Genomic DNA, 15,502 nt, shown 5'->3' on the forward strand with positions numbered 1-15,502 from the left:
GAATTCATCTTATGGGCTGGGGGAGGCGAATGCAAGCCAGTGGGTCCGGGGTGGAATGAAGGAGGGAATGAAAGGACCTTCATAATCCCTTCAAATATATCGTATTTATACCTGCCAGGTTCCGCAAACGCCGCGCTGGCGCCATTCCCGGTGGTTTCACCGATGTGACATTCAGAGTTTAATTGGTTGCAAATCTGAAACAGATTCTATTATCTTTAGGCCGATATGGCGGATTTATAACCCTATTGAGGGGTGTCCGGAATTCACCATCAGTGGTGGTGCTCCAATAATGAAACGCGCCGCGGAAATGTTTGTTGCGAAATCAATTCGGCAGATTTACCGGCAGCTAGCGCACATGGTCTAGTGCTTCTGGATGAGGCGCGGTTACCACCATGGATGAATGCTGCGGCGTCGGCGCCACCGGCCATGCCGGGCTTGCCACCACCCATCGGTGGGGAGCAAGGCCGCGAGGCGGGATGATGGCGCCGGCCGCCGGCTCAGCGTACCCAGCGGCCCGGGCGCATGACCCAGCCGTGCGGGCCGCGCACCCAGCGCTCGGGCACATAACGGTAGCCCACGCGCTGCGCTTGCCAGTAGCCGCCGCGCCAGGCGTAGCGCCCGCCGCGGGCTTCCCAGTGGCCTGGCACCCAGACCTGGCCGCGGCGCGCGGCCGGGTGCGGTTCGTAGCGCGGCGGCGGCGGCGGATGGCCGTAGCCGCGGGCGACCGGCCCTTGGTGGGCTTCAGCGGGGGCGGTCAGGCCGAAGGCGCCGCCCGTGGCGAGGACGGCTGCAGCAAGCAGGAGTTGGCGTTTCATGGGATGGCTCCTTTGGGCGGTGGCGGAATCAGTAGTGATGATGGTGGTGGCGCGGCGGCGGGCCGCCGCGCGGGGGCACGACGATGCAGGCGGAAAGCAGTGCGGCGGTGGTGGACAGCAGCACCACCAGCGAGAGGGCTCGTTTCATCTTGGCTCCTGGCGGGATCGCGTTGGACACGGCTTCAATGTAGCGGCCGGCCGTCGCGCTGCGCGCTTGCACTTGTAAGCCTGTCTCACATGGGGCCACGGCACCAGCCAGCCGTCGCGGCGCCCGCATGGCCCTCCGGAATCCCTTGCCAGGCAAGGCCTGGTGGGCAACACGGCGGAGCCGTCGATGGGCCCGCAGGCTCCCCGGCGAAGGTAATGTGACGTTACATGGGAAATAAATCTCGCAAGGCGGGGCTGGCTGCGTGCGCTTGCTACGGTGTCCGGCTGGGCCGGACGAGTACGCAGAAACGGGTACGCCGTGGCAACGCGGCGCGTCAACATGAGGCGCCGCCCGGACGCGATGGGCTATACCAGTGAGAAGTGGCCACGAATGCGGGAAGGAGGCGCCATGCCGGTCATGCTTATCGTGCTTGCCCTGCAATGGCTGCAGGGCCTGTCGCCGCCCGCCGCGGCATTGTTCGCACTGCCGCAGGAGCCGGTGCCGGCGGATGCCACGGCCGTGGTGGAGGCCGCGCCGGCCCGCTGACGCGGGAGCTTGCGCCGGCTGATGGGCAGACTGGTATCAGCCGCGCGCCGTCAGCGCGGCCGGGCTGGTTTCATCCCCCTTGCCGCGCGCAGCCGGCGGGCGCCGGCAACGCAAAGGAGGCGCCGTAGCGTGCCGGGTCCAGCCGCATGGTCAGCACGCCGACCACCGCCGCGCAGGCCAGGTGGTACCACCAGCCCGCGGCGAAGCTGCCGGTGCGGGCCTGCAGCATGGCGGTGATCCACGGCGCCAGCGACGCCAGCAGGAAGCCGCCGCCCTGCATCACCGCGCTCAGCGCTCCCGCGCTGTCGGCGTCGGGCAGGTGGTCCAGCGCCACCACCAGGTACAACGCAAAGCAGCCGCCCAGGCCGGCGCCGCCGATCACGGCCCAGGCGTGCGGCGCGACGTCCGGCCACAGCGCCAGCCCGGCGAAGCCGGCAACCTGCATCGCCAGTGCCAGCGCCATCCATGCGCGCCGGTCCAGGCGGCGCGCCGCCAGTGCCGGCAGCAGCAGCGCCGCGCCGGCCTGCGCCACCGCCATCAGCGCCACCAGCGAACCGCTGGCCGGCGCGCTCCAGCCGTGGCTCTGGTAAAACGGCGCCAGCCACGCCACCAGCGAGGCATAGCCGCCGTTCATCACGCCGAAGCTGATCATCAGCAGCCAGGTGCGCGGGCGCTGCAGCAGCGCGCGGGTCTTGCCGGCGGCGATGGGCGAGCTGCCAGACGGCGCGGCCGGCACCGATGCCGGCTGGCGGGCCCGGCCACGCGGCAGCGCCACCCACGCCAGTGCCAGTGCCGCCAGCGCGGGTACGGCCCACAACGCCAGCGCCTCGCGCCAGCTGCCGGCCAGCTCGGTCACATAGGGCGACAGCTGCGCGCCGAGCGCGCCGCCGCCCATCAGCGCGGCGGAATACAGTCCCATCACCGGCGCCACGCGTGCCGGGAACTCCTGCTTGACCAGCCCCGGGCACGCCGCCTGCACCACGGCCACGCCCAGCCCGCACAGCGCTGCCGAGGCGATCAGCCAGGCCCCGCCGGCCACGCCCAGCCGCAGCGCGCAGCCGGCGCCCAGCAGCGCCAGTGCGCCCAGCACGGCGGTGCGCGCGCCCAGCCGGGCGCGGATGGCCGGGCCGAAGAACGCCCCCACACCCATCAGCAGCATCGGCAGCAGCGTCAGCCACGCCATGCCCTGGTAGCTCAGGCCGGTGCCGCCGCGAATGGCGGGCGCCAGCGGTCCGACCGCGGTCAGGAACGGCCGCAGATTCAGGCCGATGCCGGCCACGGCCGCCAGCACCAGCCAGCGCGGCGGCTGGGGCCGCAGCGGGCGCGCGCCTTCAGCCACGGCGGGGGCGCATGCCGTAGAGCTGCGCGGCGGAGAGGTCGACCGGCACCCGCGTGAGCGGCAGCGGCGGCGGGTCGAGCGGCAGGCGCAGCGCCTGGTAGGCGGCCTCGCTCGACATGCCGTAGGGCGCGGCATCCTGGTTGTCGAAGGCGTAGTAGACCGCCTGCACCCCGGCCATGGTCATCGCCGCCAGGCACATCGGGCACGGGTGGCCGCTGGCATAGACCACGCTGCCGCGCAGGTCGGGCCGGCCCAGCTTGCGCGCGGCGGCGCGCACTGCCTCCATCTCGGCATGGGTGGTGGGGTCGTGGCTGTGGACGATGTCGTTGACGCCGGTGGCGACGGTTTCGCCGTCGAGCACCAGCACGGCGCCGAACGGGCGCGCGCCGCGGTCACGGTTGGCCACCGCGAGGCGTACCGCCTCGCGCATGAATTCCTGGTGAGTGGTCATGGTTGGCAGAAAAAGTGGGTACATGCTCGCGTGCAACGCGGCATGGTGCGTGGAGTCGGGGCGATGGCGCCTGGACGCAGGCCGGGGCATCGTGCCGAAACTCTACGCCGGCGCTTGGTAATTGGGAAATTAAATGATGAAATCGCCGGCAGTGGAAAAACCAATGGATACGCCGCCATGCAGGACCCCCGCCTCGACCCCGTGCTGCTGCAGAGCTTTGTCGCCGTTGCCGAGAGCGGCAGCTTTACCCGTGCCGCGCAGCGCGTGCACCTGACCCAGTCGACCGTCAGCCAGCAGGTGCGCCGGCTGGAGGAGCAGCTGGGCTGCGTGCTGCTGGACCGCGGTGGCCGCTATGTGACCACCACGCCGGAAGGCGAGCGCCTGCTGGGCTATGCGCGCCGGCTGCAGCAGTTGATGGCGGAGGCGGTCGGGCAACTGCGCCAGAGCGCCGGCCAGGGCGAGATCCGGCTGGGCGTGCCGGAGGACTTTGCCGCGCGGCCGCTGACGCCGGTGCTGGCGGGGTTTGCCGATGACTGGCCGGGCATGCGGCTGGAGGTGACCAGCGGCATGAGCCACGAGCTGTGGCAGCGCTTCCAGGACCGCGAGCTGGACCTGGTGCTGGTCAAGCAGCGCACCGGCCAGGCGCAGGGGCTGGCCAGCTGGCCCGAGCCGCTGTGCTGGATCGACAGCCGCAGCCGTCCGGCGGTGGCACGCGACCCGGTGCCGCTGGTGGCGTTCCCGGTGGGCGGCCTGTATCGCGGCGAGATGACGCACGCGCTCGACGCCGGCGGGCGGCGCTGGCGCGTGGCCTTTGTCAGCGCCAGCCTGGCCAGCATCCTGGCGGCGGTCGCCGATGGCCTGGGCGTGACGCTGCTGCCGCGGCGGCTGGCCACGGCGCATCACACCGTGCTGGAGCACGGCTGGCCCGCCGCGGTGCCGGATGTCGAACTGAGCCTGCACGCGCAGCCGGACCTGCCGGCCGCGGCGCGCGACATGGCGGCGCGGCTGGCCGCGCTGTGCGAGACCGTGATGGCGGCCGGCGCACCGCCCGGGCTTCAGCCGAAGAACTCGTTGTAGTAGCGGGTGCAGGCGCCGGCCGGGCGGAAGGTGTAGGGCAGCTCGGCCATCGCGGCGGCTTCGAGCGAACCGAACGGAATGTCGGGGGCGGCGAGCGGGGAGGCGTCTGCCGTAGCGTCTGCGCTGGCGTCGTGTCGGGGCTGCGCCGTGGCGGCGCGGGCGGGGGAGGGGGTAGTCATGTCAGGGCTCATGCGATCGGGCCGGGCGGGCGGTGGCTTGCCCGGCAATGTCGGTCCGGCGTTGTCAGCGCCAGCAGCCATCGTAATGCTGCACTGCGGCGAAGTCAGCCGCCCCTGACTCAACACACTGTTGCACGAGCGCGCCTAATGGCGCCGGATCGCGCTGGTCCGCCTGCGCAGGTGCTGCGCGAGCCGCCGCCGCGGCCAGCGCCAGGGTCTATATTTGGCGGAGGGACCGCCTGCGCTGGCGTCCCGTTCTCCCTGGAAACCGCCATGTCCCTGCCCCCGTGCTTTGCCGACCGCCGCGAGGCGGGCCAATACCTCGGCCGTCACCTGGCCGGACTGGGCTTTGGCGCCGCGCAGCTGGGCCAGCCGCCGCTGGTGCTGGCGTTGCCGCGCGGCGGCGTGCCGGTGGCGTTCGAGGTGGCGCGCGCGCTGGACGGGCAGCTGGACGTGCTGCTGGTGCGCAAGATCGGCGCGCTGGGCTACCCGGAACTGGCGCTGGGCGCGGTGGTGGAGGGCGATGCCGGCGGCGGCGGACCGCACACGGTGGTCAATGACGACCCCTGGGCACGGCGCGCCGTCGACAGCGGCAGCTTCGATGCCGAGCGCGGGCGCCAGCTCGACGAGATCGCCCGGCGCCAGCAGCGCTACCGCGGCGGCAAGCCGGTGCCGGCCCGCGCCGGACGCGTGGTGATTGTCGTTGATGACGGCGTGGCCACCGGCGCCACCATGCGCGCCGCGCTCGAAGGCGTGCGCATGGCCGGCGCGGCGCGGGTGATCGCGGCCACCCCGGTGGGCTCGCAGGACGGCCTGGCCAGCCTGGCCGCGGCCGCCGACGAGGTGATCTGCCTGAACACGCCGCCCAGCTTCGGCGCGGTGGGCGCGTTCTACCTCGATTTCAGCCAGACCAGCGACGAAGAGGCGCTGGCGCTGCTGCGCACCCCGCCCGCGGCCTGAGCGGCTGCGCCGGCTTCAGTCCTGGCGGGCGCCATCGCGCCCTTGGCGCGCCAGGCGCGCCTTCAGGTGCGGCACCAGCCCGCCGGCGGCCAGGATCGCGCGAAGGAACGCCGGGATCGGCTCGCACGCCGTCACGCTGCAGTCGTCGAGCCGCAACTGCGCGGTATCCAGGTCCAGCACCGCGTGCGCGCCGTCGATAAGCCGGCTGGTGTCGGCGCAGACCAGCACCGGCAGGCCCAGGTTGATGGCGTTGCGATAGAACAGCCCGCCGAATGATTGCGCCACCACCGCGCCCACGCCCAGTTCGCGCAGCGCCTGCGGCGCCTGTTCGCGCGACGAGCCGATGCCGAAGTTGGCGCCGGCCACCAGCACATCGCCGGGACGCACGCTGCCGGGAAATTCCGGGCGCACCGAGGCCAGGCAATGCCGGGCCAGCACCGGCAGCGGCGCTTTCATCAGCACGGCGGGGGCCATGGCATCGGTGTCGATGTTGTCGCCGAAGCGCCAGAGGCGGCCGGCAGGGGCGGGGGCGAGGACTGAGGTCATGCGGGAAGTCTGTCCCGCCGGCGGCGGGCACGAGGTGGGGGCCGCGCGTTACTCCAGCAGCGTGCGCGGATCGGTGATGCGGCCGGTGACGGCGCTGGCGGCCACCGTCATCGGCGAGCCAAGCCACACCGCGCTGCCGGCGTCGCCCATGCGGCCCGAGAAATTGCGTGCGGTCGAGGCAATGGCGCGGCTGCCCGCCGGGAAGCGCGCCGCGCCATAGCCCGCGCAGGCGCCGCAGGCATTGGGCAGCAGCATCGCGCCGGCATCGGCGAGGATGCCGAGCGTGCCTTCCTGCTCGGCCTGCAGCTGGTCGCGGCGCGAGGCCGGCGCCACCTGCAGCGCCACGCCGGCGGCAACGCGGCGCCCCCGCAGCACGCGCGCGGCCATGCGCAGGTCTTCCAGCTTGGCGCCGGTGCAGGCGCCCAGGTAGGCGATCTGCACCGGCTCGCCGGCGGCCTGGTCGACCGGCGCGCTGTTGGCGGGCGAGTGTGGCGCTGCGACCTGCGGCGCCAGCGCGGCGGCGTCGAAGCGATGCGTGGCCAGCACCGGCGCGCCGGCATCGCTGCGCCAGTGGTCCAGGTCGATCGCGGCCAGCGTCTGCGCCGGCACGCCGGCCTGCGCCAGCCAGTCCAGCGTGACCGCATCGGGTGCCACCAGCCCGGTCTGCGCGCCGAGTTCGGTGCTCATGTTGGTGAGGGTCATGCGCTCCTGCATCGGCAGCGCGGTGACGGCGCTGCCGGTGTATTCGAGCGCCTGGTAGCGCCCGCCGCCCATGCCCAGCGCCGCGCACAGGAACAGCATCATGTCCTTGGCGCAGACCCCGGGCGCGAGCTGCCCGTCCCATTGCAGCCGGATGGTGTCGGGCACCCGCAGCCAGATCTCGCCGGTGGCGAGCACGCCGGCCATCTCGGTCGCGCCCACGCCGAACATGTACGCGCCGAAGGCGCCGCCGGTGGGGCTGTGGCTGTCGCCGCCGACGATCAGGCGGCCCGGCAGCACATGGCCGCGCTCGGGCAGCACCACGTGGCAGATGCCCTCGGCGTCGATGAAGTGCGCGCCCGCCTGGCGGGTCCAGTCGCGCGTGAAGCGCAGGATCGATTCGGCCTGGGCGTCGCCGCCGGGCACGAAATGGTCGGTCACCACGACATAGCGCGACGGGTCCCAGACCCCGGTGCCCAGCTCCTGCAGCAGCGGCGCCACGCGGCGCGGGCCGCTCGAGTCATGCGACATCGCCAGGTCGACCTGGCAGATCACCACGGTGCCGGGCTCGGCATGCGCCAGCCCGGCGGCGCGGGCCACCAGCTTCTGCGCCAGCGTGGCGGGCAGCGCGCTCATTCCGGCGACGCTCCCGAGTACTTGACCACGCCGGCCCAGCGCTTGACGTCCTGCTTCACGAACGCGGCGAAGGCCTCGGGCGGGGTGCCCATCGGCTGCGCGCCGTCGTTCTCCAGGCGCTTGCGCACGGCGGGAGACTCCAGCCCCTTGCGCGCGGCCTGGTACAGCGCCTGCGTGGTCTCGTTTGGCATGCCGGCCGGGCCGAACAGCCCGAACCACGCGCTCGACTCGAAGCCCTTGATGGTATTGCCGATCGGCGCCGCGCCCGGGAACTGCGGCAGCGGCGCGGGGCTGGTCACGCCCAGCACCTTGAGCTTGCCCGCGCGCACGTGCGGCAGCACGTTGATGGTGCTGGCGAACATCAGGTCGCACTGGCCCGCCAGCACGTCGGTCAGCGCCGGCGAGGTGCCCTTGTACGGAATGTTGACGATGTAGGTGCCGGTCATCATCTTGAACATGTCGCCGGCCATGTGCAGCGACGAGCCGACCGAGCCGATGGCGAAGTTCAGCTTGCCCGGCTCCGAGCGCGCCAGGCGGATCAATTCGGGCACGTTGTTGGCCGCCAGACGGGGCGTGGCCACCAGCACGCTGGGCACGGTGGCGACCAGCGTGATCGGCGTGAAGTCCTGCACCGGGTCGAACGGCAGCTTCTTGTACAGCGTGGCGTTGATGGTATGGCTGGTGAAGCTCATCAGCAGCGTGCTGCCGTCCGGCGCGCTCTTGGCGACCAGGTCCGCGGCGATATTGCCGCCGGCGCCGGGGCGGTTCTCGACCACCACCGGCTGGCCCAGCTCCTGCGACATCTCCTGGGCGATGGTGCGCGCCAGCGTGTCGGTGGTGCCGCCGGCCGGCGCGCCCACCAGGATCCGGATCGGCTTGCCGCCGGCAAGCTGCGCCTGGGGCTGGCCCTGGGCCTGCGCGGCCGCCGACAGCGGCAGGGCCAGCGCGCACGCGGCCAGCGTGCCGAGCTTGGCAAGGCGCCGCATCGTGGCGCGGCGCGGAATCGAAGGCAGACGGGTCAGGCTGGACGGACGGAATTCAGGCATGGCGGCGGTCCTCGCTCGATGTGATCAGGGATGCGCAGTATGGCGCGGAACGGGGTCCGGCGCACCCCCGCCAACGCAAGCCCGGGACAACTCCCGTGGCCTCAGTCTCGCGTCAGTCGCTAGTCAATCGCGACTCAATCGCGCAAGCCCGGGCGGGTCTCGCTCTCGACCCAGACATTGGCGCTGTCGACGCCGGCCGGCGACAGTTCCATCCGGTACTCGTAGCGGTCCGGGCGGTACTGGCCCAGCAGCAGCTGCACCGGGCGCCCGGACTGGTCCTTGACCACGCGCCGCACCGCCAGCAGCGCGCCGCCGACCGGCACGTCCAGCAGCGGCGCCACCACCACGTCGGCCAGCCGGGCCGACAGCACCTGGCTGGCGCGGCCGAGCTTGACCCCGCCCGCTTCCAGCAGGCGCAGCACCGGGGTCTCTTCCAGCGCCTGGCGCGTGATCGGCCGGCCCAGCGCCGCCGGCAGGTAGACCGTGATGTGCGACAGCGGGCGGTTGCGGTAGTGGCGCACGCGCACGATCTTCACCACCGGGTCGCCCGGCTCGATCTGCAGCGAGTCGGCGACATCGGGCGTGGCATGGACTTCGTCGATCGAGATCACCTTGACCGAGGTCTTCTGGCCCATGTCGATGATGTTGTCGAGCAGGCTGGTGCCGCGTTCCTCGCCGGCGGCTGTCGCCGGGCGCACCGGATGCGGGTTGACGAAGGTGCCGAGCCCGCGGTGGCGGCGCACCAGCCCTTCCTGCACCAGCCGGTCGAACACGCGTCGCATGGTCACGCGCGACGCGTGGAACTGCTTGGCAAGGTCGATCTCCCCGGGCAAGGGACCCTGGCCGAAGCGGCCTTCGACGATCTGCTGGCGCAGCACCACGTAAATCTGGTGATACAGGGGAACGACGGCTTCACTCATGGTTTCCCTTGTGGAGAGATGACAAGTCTGTAATGCCTCTAATGTACTTTAAATCAGACATAGGGCCTAGCGAGGATAAACGCTGAGGGGTTTCCGCGACAAGGGCCGGCACGGATGCGACGCCTCGCCGCGCCGCCGCAAGGCGCGCTGAGCATTGTGCCGGATTCGCCCCGTTGCGCGGGCGCCGCACTGCCCTGGCAGCAGCCAAGGCTTGCCCATGCCGCCAGCGGCGCGTCAAGGCGGCAATGTGGGACGGCCCACACGGGCGGCGGCGGCGACACCGCCAGGCGCGTGTTTCACCGCCGATACGCGGCCGCAGACTCAGGGCAAGTCCCGAGGGCGCTCCGCAAGCCATTGAAAATAAAGGCTTTCCAGGCTGACCCCGAAACACCGCAAAAGCCCGATGGGGCCCCTCTGTCACAGCAATGTGACATGTCCCCGGCGGCACATCAGCGCGGAGCCATGTTGATCCGGCAAAACATCGGGCAAAACCCTGCCGGCACGCCGTGTGGCCCTTGTAATACAAGGACTTGCGGCCGCGGGTGACGAAGCTGGCACCGATTATGCGCAGGGCAGGCTGGTTTGGCAGCAAGCCTGACCGGAACCTCCGGCCGTTGCGCTCATCGACGAGTGCCGGCCAGGAGCAGAGCCGCTGTGACTGTGAAATCCTCCTGGGAGCATCGTATGAACAAGACAATCCTGGCGTCGGCGATTGCCCTCGCCTTTGCTGGTTCGGCGTGGGGTAACCCGACCAATAACAACACGGACGGCTGGAACCATCAGACAGCCACCGCCAATTCAACCCAGAGCGGCGCCGGGGCGCTCGCCAATGAGAACTCGACGTCCAACCAGGACAACTCCGATCACAGCACCAGCACCCGCACCAGCACCCGCAACACCACGGTCGACGTTGCGGTCGACAAGTCGACCAATGACTCCAACAACCGCACCAACTCCAACAACAAGAGCAAGACCAACTCCGACAACCGCACCCGCCTGACGCTGGACCAGGGCGGGCTGGGCAATGCCGCCGCCAACGCCGGCAACGCCTCGTCGAGCATCGCCAATTCCTTCAACACCAGCAAGGCGATCGCGGTCAGCAAGCTCAACGGCGCGGTGACCGGCAACAACGTCCACAACATCGGCAACTATGCCTCGAACACGGGTAACGCCAACGGCGGCACCGGCTTCGGCGGCAAGGGCGGCACCGGCGGCAACGGCGGTACCGGCGCCGGTGGCGTGGGCGGCAACGGTGCTGCCGGCGCGGTCGGTGCGGTGGGCGCCAAGGCCTTCGCCTATAACGGCGGCGCGCGCGCCGGCGATGCCACCACGGGCAGGGCCGTGGGCGGAGACGGTGGCGATGGTGGCGCCGCGATCGGCTGGGGCGGCGATGGCGGCAGCGCCTATGGCAAGGGCGGCAGCGCGCTCAGCGCTGCGGGCAGCCAGGGCGGCAGCGGCGGTGATGCCTACGGCAAGGGCGGCGGTGCGCTGAGCGCCTCGCTTGGCGCGGGCGGCCGTGGCGGCAGCGCCGGCGCGATCGGCGGCGGCGGCCTGGGTGCCAGCGGTGCCCTCGGCGGCCTGGCCGGTTCGGCCGGCGGCGCTGGCGGCAGCGGCGGCGATGCCAACGGCCGCGGTGCGGATGCCGGCGGCGCCGGCGGCGCGGGTGGCGGTTCCGGCGCGACCGGTACCAACACGGCGGGCGCGGGCACCGGCACGGGCGGCGGCGCGGGTGCCACCGGCGGTGCGGGCGGCTCCGGCAGCTCCGGCTCGGCCGCGACCGGCGGCGCCGGCAGCGGCACCGGCGGCGCGGGCGGCTCCAGCGGCGCGGGCGCGACCGCGACGGCCGGCAACGGCACGGCGACCGGCGGGGCCGGCGGCGCGCAGAGCAGCACCGGCGGTGCCGGCGGCAACGGCGCGGCGGCGACCTCGGGCGCGGCCACGACCATGGCCTCGAACGGCAGCGCCACCGCCGGTGACGGCGGCGACGGCGGCAACGGCGGCAACGGCGGCAGCGGCGGCGCGGCCACTGGCGGTACCGGTGGCATGGGTGGCGTGGGCAACGGCGGCGCCGGCGGTACCGGCGGCAACGGCGGCTACAACCTGGTCGACGCAGGCACCTTCAACATGTCCAACACCATGACCAGCGTTGGTCAGACGGCGGCGGGCATCATGATGGCCAGCCAGAACAGCGGCGTGGCCTCGCTGGTGCAGCAAAGCGTGAACGTGCAGGCCAACCTCAACGTGGGCGGCAGGTAAGACGCGCAACGCGGCCGGACCCCCGGGCTTGCCCCGGGGCCGGCCGGCGGTTTCGCAGTCATGCCGGCAGGACCGGCGCCCGCATCCTGTGTGCGGGCGCCCGGGCCCTGTCATGCCTACGCAAGCCAAGTCGCCATGCAGCCGAGTGGAGAGAGTCGGCGCATCGGCAGGGGGGAACACCATGCAACGGGACCGCTTCGCCGTCGGCACCTTTGCCGCGGCATTACTCGCCTGGCCAGCATTGCCGGCCCATGCGGAGCCGCCAGGGCTGGAGGCCGCCATGGCCGCGGCGCGCGCGGACGCTGTCGCGCCTACCGCGGCGGCGCCAGCCGACACCGCACCGGCACCAGCGGCGGCCGCGCTGTTCGCCGGCGCCGCCAGGGCCGTGCCCGTGTCGCGGCTGGACGATGTCCGCGGCGGTGCGGAAGTCACCGTCAACGATATGCGGCTGCACGGCACCGTGGCAGACAACGCCGCGGTCAATACCTTGTCCGGCACCAACCACATCACGGAAGGCGCGTTCTCGAATGCGGCGGGGATTCCCACCGCGATCCAGAACTCGGGATCGAACGTGCTGATCCAGAACGCCACCATCGTCAACGTCCAGTTCAAATGATGAAGCCGCTGCGAATCCTGCTGGCGTGCGTGCCGTGGCTGCTGGCCCCGGCCCACGTGCCCGGCGCGCACGCCGCCGACGTCGCGCTGTACGGCCCGGTCGGCGAACCCTACAGCGTCAGGGTCACCAGCCTCCGCGAGGCGCGCTTCAAGTCCACCATCCGCCAGCAGTTCGATTTCAGCTGCGGCTCGGCCGCGGTGGCCACGCTGCTGACGTACCAGTACGGCCATCCGATCAACGAGGCCACCGTGTTCCAGAACATGTACCTCAACGGCGACCAGCAGAAGATCCGCGCCGAGGGGTTCTCGCTGCTGGACATGAAGCGCTTCCTGGCGGCGCTGGGCTATGAGGCGGATGGCTTCGAGCTGCCGCTGTCGAAGCTGGAAGAAACGCAGGTGCCGGCGATCGTGCTGATCGTCGAGAACGGCTACCACCATTTCGTGGTGGTCAAGGGCGTGAAGGGCAACCGGGTGCTGGTCGGCGATCCGGCGCGCGGCACGCGCGCCATGTCGCGCGAACAGTTCGAGCGCATCTGGGACAGCCAGCTGCTGTTCGTGATCCATAACCGCACCGACCGCGCGCGCTTCAATGTCGCCGCGGACTGGCGCGTCGCGCCCAGCGGTCCTTACTGGATGGGCGTCAACCGGGACAACCTGTTCTTCACGGTCATGCCCCGCCATGGCGCCGGAGATTTTTGAGGAACGCATCATGTTGCAGACTTCCTTGCCGCCCCCCGCCGTGCCACGCAGCGCCGCCTCGGCGGCCGCGGCGATGGTGCTGGGCGCCGGCCTGGCATGCGCCGGCACGGCACAGGCCGGCATGCCGCCGCAGCCTGGGGCAGCCGATGCCGCGGCGCCCCCGGCGCAGGCCGCCATGGCCGCGCGCGAGCGCGGCGACTCCCACCCCGTGGCTGCCGCGCGCGGCAGCATGGCCGGCTGGAAGCCGGTGGCCCATGAAAAGCTCGACGACATGCGCGGCGGCTTCGAGATGCCAGGGCTGCAGGTTTCGTTCGGTATCGAACGCGCGGTGTACATCAACGGCGACCTGGTGGTCGCCACCAGCATTAACATCCCAGACGTCAGCCGCATCACTGCCGACCAGGCCGCGCGGCTCGCTGCGACGCTGGGGCCCGCCATTGTGGCCAGCACCAATGCCGCGGTGGCCAACGCGCTGGCGGGCAACCCGGTCACGGCCGACGCCGCCGCGGCGATGAATGCCAATGGCACGGCGGCATCGGCCGCGGGTGGTGCGGAGGCGGGCGGTGCGGCGGCGGCCAATGGTGGTGCTTCTGCTTCTGCAAATGCCGGTGCCGCGGGTGCCGGTGGTGGGGCGAGCGCTGGCCTGCCGGCGACAGCCGTCAGCACTGCCACGGGCCAGGTCGTCACCAACGGGCTGCTGAACGTGATCCAGAACGGCCCGGGCAATGCCGCATCGGTGGGGGCACTGGCGGGTACGCCGGTGACCGTGATCCAGAACACGCTGAACAACCAGAGCATCCGGAGCCTGATGACAATCGACGCAAGCGTCAATACGCTGCAGGCCTTCCGGTCGCAACTGGCCAACACGGCGCTGAACAATGCGCTGCTGCGGGCCGCAAGCATGAGATAGCCGTTAGCGAGGTAGCGGCAGTACAGGTCGCAGGCTCCTGCAGAACAGCCTGCCGTCCGGGGGAGGAAGACGTGATGAAGAAGCGGTCGATGCAGGGCATCCGCAATGCGGGATGCTCGACGTTGCTGTTGCTCGGCGGACTGGCGCAAGCCCAGACGCCGCCGGAGGCGGGGCCACCCGCGGCCGGACTGGAATCACTGCAGAGGGAACTCGCCGACCAGGCCAGCCAGCTCGATGCCATGAAGCGCGCGCTGGCCGAGCAGGAGGCAGTGATCCGCGAACTGCGCAGCGTGATCGGCACCGAAGTGCTGGCCGCCAAGCGCGGCGGACAGCGCTCCGGGCCCGGCGTGATGCCGGCCGACAACGCCACCAATGCCGCCACCGCGGCAGCGGCCGCCAGTGCCACGCAGAGCGCGCCGGGTCTGGCCACCAGTCCGCAACAGGTTATGGCCCAGGGACCGCAGCCCGGCGCGCAGCAGGGCGAATCGGCCAGCCCGCAGACGGTGGCCATGGAAGAGCCCGTGGGCCGTCCGCCCGAGAGCGACCGGCGCCCGCCCGAGGTGGCACCGCTGATTGACCAGCCCGGGGTGCTCACCGCCGAGGGCAAGCTTGTGGTGGAGCCGGGCTTCCAGTACGGCTACTCATCGAACAACCGCGTCGCGCTGGTCGGCTACTCGATCATCCCGGCCATCCTGATCGGGCTGATCGATGTGCGCGAGGTCAAGACCTCGACCTATATCGAATCGATCGCGCTGCGCTACGGCGTCACCAAGCGGTTCGAGATCGAGGCCAAGGTGCCGTACGTGCAGACCTCGGGCTCGACCATCAGCCGCGAGGTGTTCACCGGCACCGCGGTCGATAACGTGTTCAATTCCAGCGGCAAGGGCCTGGGCGATGTCGAGGCGACGGTGCGCTACCAGCTCAACTACGGCAACGAGCGCATCCCGTACTTTGTCGGCTGGCTGCGCTACAAGTCCGCCACCGGCAAGGACCCGTTCGAGGTGGTGACCGATTGCGTGACGCGCTGCGTGGGCAATACCACCGGCACCGGCCTGCCGCTGGGGCTGCCCACCGGCACCGGCTTCCAGGCGATCCAGCCCGGCATTACCTGGCTGCTGCCGACCGATCCGGCGGTGTTCTTCGGCACCTTCAGCTACCTGCACAACTTTGCGCGCAACAACGTCAGCCGCACCGTGCTGAACGGCGAGAAGGAGAACCTGGGCAAGATCGCGCCGGGCGACATCTTCGAGTTCAGCTTCGGCATGGGGCTGTCGCTCAACGAGAAGGCGTCATTCAGTATCGGCTACGACCAGGCCATCATCTGGCCGACCAAGCAGAACGGCATGACCGTGCCCGGCTCGGTGCGCGTGACCCAGGGCACCTTGCTGGTGGGGTATTCGTACCGCTTCAACAACCGCTATACGCTCAACCTGTCGGTGGGCGCGGGGCTGACGCGCGACACGCCCGACCTGCAGGTCAATGTGCGCCTGCCGATCACTTTCTGAAGGCCATGATGCCGACGTGACGCGTGCCCCGCCCGGGCGGGACACGCGTGCGCATCACATCCGCCGGCACCGTGCGCCAGCGCCGAAACGTGCCTTGCGCTGGCCCCATGAACGGCGTACAAAGAAATAACCCCGCGCCGCCAGCGGTACTTTCC

16 protein-coding genes are annotated in these 15,502 nt (G+C 71.0%); 8 read left to right on the top strand and 8 right to left on the bottom strand.

All coding sequences use genetic code 11. The features are described from left to right. Positions 1-497: 497 nt before the first annotated feature. Entirely contained in the window at positions 498-815 is a 318-nt protein-coding gene (locus C7416_RS21745; RefSeq protein ID WP_111520844.1) for a YXWGXW repeat-containing protein, read from the bottom strand. Between the two features lie 556 nt (positions 816-1,371). On the opposite strand from C7416_RS21745, the gene C7416_RS29205 reads away from it, so the two are divergent. After that, positions 1,372-1,509, top strand: a complete 138-nt coding sequence (locus C7416_RS29205; RefSeq protein ID WP_172583639.1) for a hypothetical protein — start codon at positions 1,372-1,374, stop codon at positions 1,507-1,509. Positions 1,510-1,579: 70 nt separating this feature from the next. On the opposite strand, the gene C7416_RS21755 is transcribed toward C7416_RS29205, so the two are convergent. Further along, the gene (locus C7416_RS21755) at positions 1,580-2,848 is read right to left on the bottom strand and encodes a cyanate transporter (RefSeq protein WP_111520846.1); all 1,269 of its coding nucleotides are present in this window, start codon (positions 2,846-2,848) and stop codon (positions 1,580-1,582) included. Further along, positions 2,841-3,299 carry a nucleoside deaminase gene (locus C7416_RS21760; RefSeq protein WP_111520847.1) on the bottom strand — a complete coding sequence of 153 codons (459 nt, stop codon included), beginning with the start codon at positions 3,297-3,299 and terminating at the stop codon, positions 2,841-2,843. Before C7416_RS21760 ends, C7416_RS21755 begins: the two co-directional genes overlap by 8 nt. A 177-nt stretch (positions 3,300-3,476) precedes the next feature. Between C7416_RS21760 and C7416_RS21765 the strand changes: the two genes are divergently transcribed. Then, complete coding sequence (locus tag C7416_RS21765) at positions 3,477-4,376, top strand: LysR family transcriptional regulator (RefSeq protein WP_111520848.1); 900 nt, start codon at positions 3,477-3,479, stop codon at positions 4,374-4,376. Here the strand turns inward: C7416_RS21765 and C7416_RS21770 are convergent. After that, positions 4,355-4,555, bottom strand: coding sequence for a hypothetical protein (locus C7416_RS21770; protein WP_111520849.1), 201 nt, complete (start codon positions 4,553-4,555; stop codon positions 4,355-4,357). The two genes, C7416_RS21765 and C7416_RS21770, sit on opposite strands and share 22 nt — an antisense overlap. 273 nt (positions 4,556-4,828) lie before the next feature. Between C7416_RS21770 and C7416_RS21775 the strand changes: the two genes are divergently transcribed. Beyond that, on the top strand, positions 4,829-5,515 hold the full coding sequence (locus tag C7416_RS21775) for a phosphoribosyltransferase (RefSeq protein WP_111520850.1): 687 nt from the start codon (positions 4,829-4,831) through the stop codon (positions 5,513-5,515). Between the two features lie 15 nt (positions 5,516-5,530). Here the strand turns inward: C7416_RS21775 and C7416_RS21780 are convergent, their stop codons facing one another. The 4 genes from C7416_RS21780 to C7416_RS21795 all read right to left on the bottom strand — a co-directional run bounded on the left by C7416_RS21780 (position 5,531) and on the right by C7416_RS21795 (position 9,362). Next, complete coding sequence (locus tag C7416_RS21780; RefSeq protein ID WP_111520851.1) at positions 5,531-6,061, bottom strand: LeuD/DmdB family oxidoreductase small subunit; 531 nt, start codon at positions 6,059-6,061, stop codon at positions 5,531-5,533. A 48-nt stretch (positions 6,062-6,109) separates the two neighbouring features. Further along, a complete protein-coding gene (locus C7416_RS21785; RefSeq protein ID WP_111520852.1) occupies positions 6,110-7,396 on the bottom strand; it encodes a 3-isopropylmalate dehydratase large subunit in 1,287 nt (428 codons plus the stop codon). Further along, positions 7,393-8,442: a tripartite tricarboxylate transporter substrate binding protein gene (locus tag C7416_RS21790; protein ID WP_111520853.1), complete on the bottom strand. Its 1,050-nt coding sequence runs from the start codon at positions 8,440-8,442 to the stop codon at positions 7,393-7,395. The genes C7416_RS21785 and C7416_RS21790 overlap by 4 nt, the downstream gene beginning before the upstream one ends. 134 nt (positions 8,443-8,576) lie before the next feature. Continuing rightward, positions 8,577-9,362 carry a GntR family transcriptional regulator gene (locus C7416_RS21795; RefSeq protein WP_111520854.1) on the bottom strand — a complete coding sequence of 262 codons (786 nt, stop codon included), beginning with the start codon at positions 9,360-9,362 and terminating at the stop codon, positions 8,577-8,579. 684 nt (positions 9,363-10,046) lie between these two features. On the opposite strand from C7416_RS21795, the gene C7416_RS21800 reads away from it, so the two are divergent. From C7416_RS21800 to C7416_RS21820, 5 genes are all read left to right on the top strand, one after another. Then, positions 10,047-11,618 carry a hypothetical protein gene (locus C7416_RS21800; RefSeq protein WP_111520855.1) on the top strand — a complete coding sequence of 524 codons (1,572 nt, stop codon included), beginning with the start codon at positions 10,047-10,049 and terminating at the stop codon, positions 11,616-11,618. A 181-nt stretch (positions 11,619-11,799) separates the two neighbouring features. Continuing rightward, positions 11,800-12,234, top strand: coding sequence for a hypothetical protein (locus C7416_RS21805; RefSeq protein WP_111520856.1), 435 nt, complete (start codon positions 11,800-11,802; stop codon positions 12,232-12,234). Further along, the gene (locus C7416_RS21810; RefSeq protein ID WP_111520857.1) at positions 12,234-12,932 is read left to right on the top strand and encodes a C39 family peptidase; all 699 of its coding nucleotides are present in this window, start codon (positions 12,234-12,236) and stop codon (positions 12,930-12,932) included. The genes C7416_RS21805 and C7416_RS21810 overlap by 1 nt, the downstream gene beginning before the upstream one ends. A gap of 10 nt (positions 12,933-12,942) precedes the next feature. Further along, positions 12,943-13,842, top strand: a complete 900-nt coding sequence (locus C7416_RS21815) for a flagellin (protein WP_111520858.1) — start codon at positions 12,943-12,945, stop codon at positions 13,840-13,842. A 74-nt stretch (positions 13,843-13,916) separates the two neighbouring features. After that, on the top strand, positions 13,917-15,347 hold the full coding sequence (locus C7416_RS21820) for an acetate kinase (RefSeq protein WP_111520859.1): 1,431 nt from the start codon (positions 13,917-13,919) through the stop codon (positions 15,345-15,347). Positions 15,348-15,502: the final 155 nt, after the last annotated feature.

It is taken from the genome of Cupriavidus phytorum, from assembly GCF_003254285.1.
GTDB classification, from domain to species: domain Bacteria; phylum Pseudomonadota; class Gammaproteobacteria; order Burkholderiales; family Burkholderiaceae; genus Cupriavidus; species Cupriavidus phytorum.

Coding starts and splice junctions, on each gene's coding strand:
- C7416_RS21770 (WP_111520849.1), bottom strand. CDS start 4,555: ATGACTACCCCCTCCCCCGCCCGCGCCGCCACGGCGCAGCCCCGACAC.
- C7416_RS21790 (WP_111520853.1), bottom strand. CDS start 8,442: ATGCCTGAATTCCGTCCGTCCAGCCTGACCCGTCTGCCTTCGATTCCG.
- C7416_RS29205 (WP_172583639.1), top strand. CDS start 1,372: ATGCCGGTCATGCTTATCGTGCTTGCCCTGCAATGGCTGCAGGGCCTG.
- C7416_RS21760 (WP_111520847.1), bottom strand. CDS start 3,299: ATGACCACTCACCAGGAATTCATGCGCGAGGCGGTACGCCTCGCGGTG.
- C7416_RS21775 (WP_111520850.1), top strand. CDS start 4,829: ATGTCCCTGCCCCCGTGCTTTGCCGACCGCCGCGAGGCGGGCCAATAC.
- C7416_RS21815 (WP_111520858.1), top strand. CDS start 12,943: ATGTTGCAGACTTCCTTGCCGCCCCCCGCCGTGCCACGCAGCGCCGCC.
- C7416_RS21765 (WP_111520848.1), top strand. CDS start 3,477: ATGCAGGACCCCCGCCTCGACCCCGTGCTGCTGCAGAGCTTTGTCGCC.
- C7416_RS21780 (WP_111520851.1), bottom strand. CDS start 6,061: ATGACCTCAGTCCTCGCCCCCGCCCCTGCCGGCCGCCTCTGGCGCTTC.
- C7416_RS21795 (WP_111520854.1), bottom strand. CDS start 9,362: ATGAGTGAAGCCGTCGTTCCCCTGTATCACCAGATTTACGTGGTGCTG.
- C7416_RS21785 (WP_111520852.1), bottom strand. CDS start 7,396: ATGAGCGCGCTGCCCGCCACGCTGGCGCAGAAGCTGGTGGCCCGCGCC.
- C7416_RS21805 (WP_111520856.1), top strand. CDS start 11,800: ATGCAACGGGACCGCTTCGCCGTCGGCACCTTTGCCGCGGCATTACTC.
- C7416_RS21745 (WP_111520844.1), bottom strand. CDS start 815: ATGAAACGCCAACTCCTGCTTGCTGCAGCCGTCCTCGCCACGGGCGGC.
- C7416_RS21810 (WP_111520857.1), top strand. CDS start 12,234: ATGAAGCCGCTGCGAATCCTGCTGGCGTGCGTGCCGTGGCTGCTGGCC.
- C7416_RS21800 (WP_111520855.1), top strand. CDS start 10,047: ATGAACAAGACAATCCTGGCGTCGGCGATTGCCCTCGCCTTTGCTGGT.
- C7416_RS21820 (WP_111520859.1), top strand. CDS start 13,917: ATGAAGAAGCGGTCGATGCAGGGCATCCGCAATGCGGGATGCTCGACG.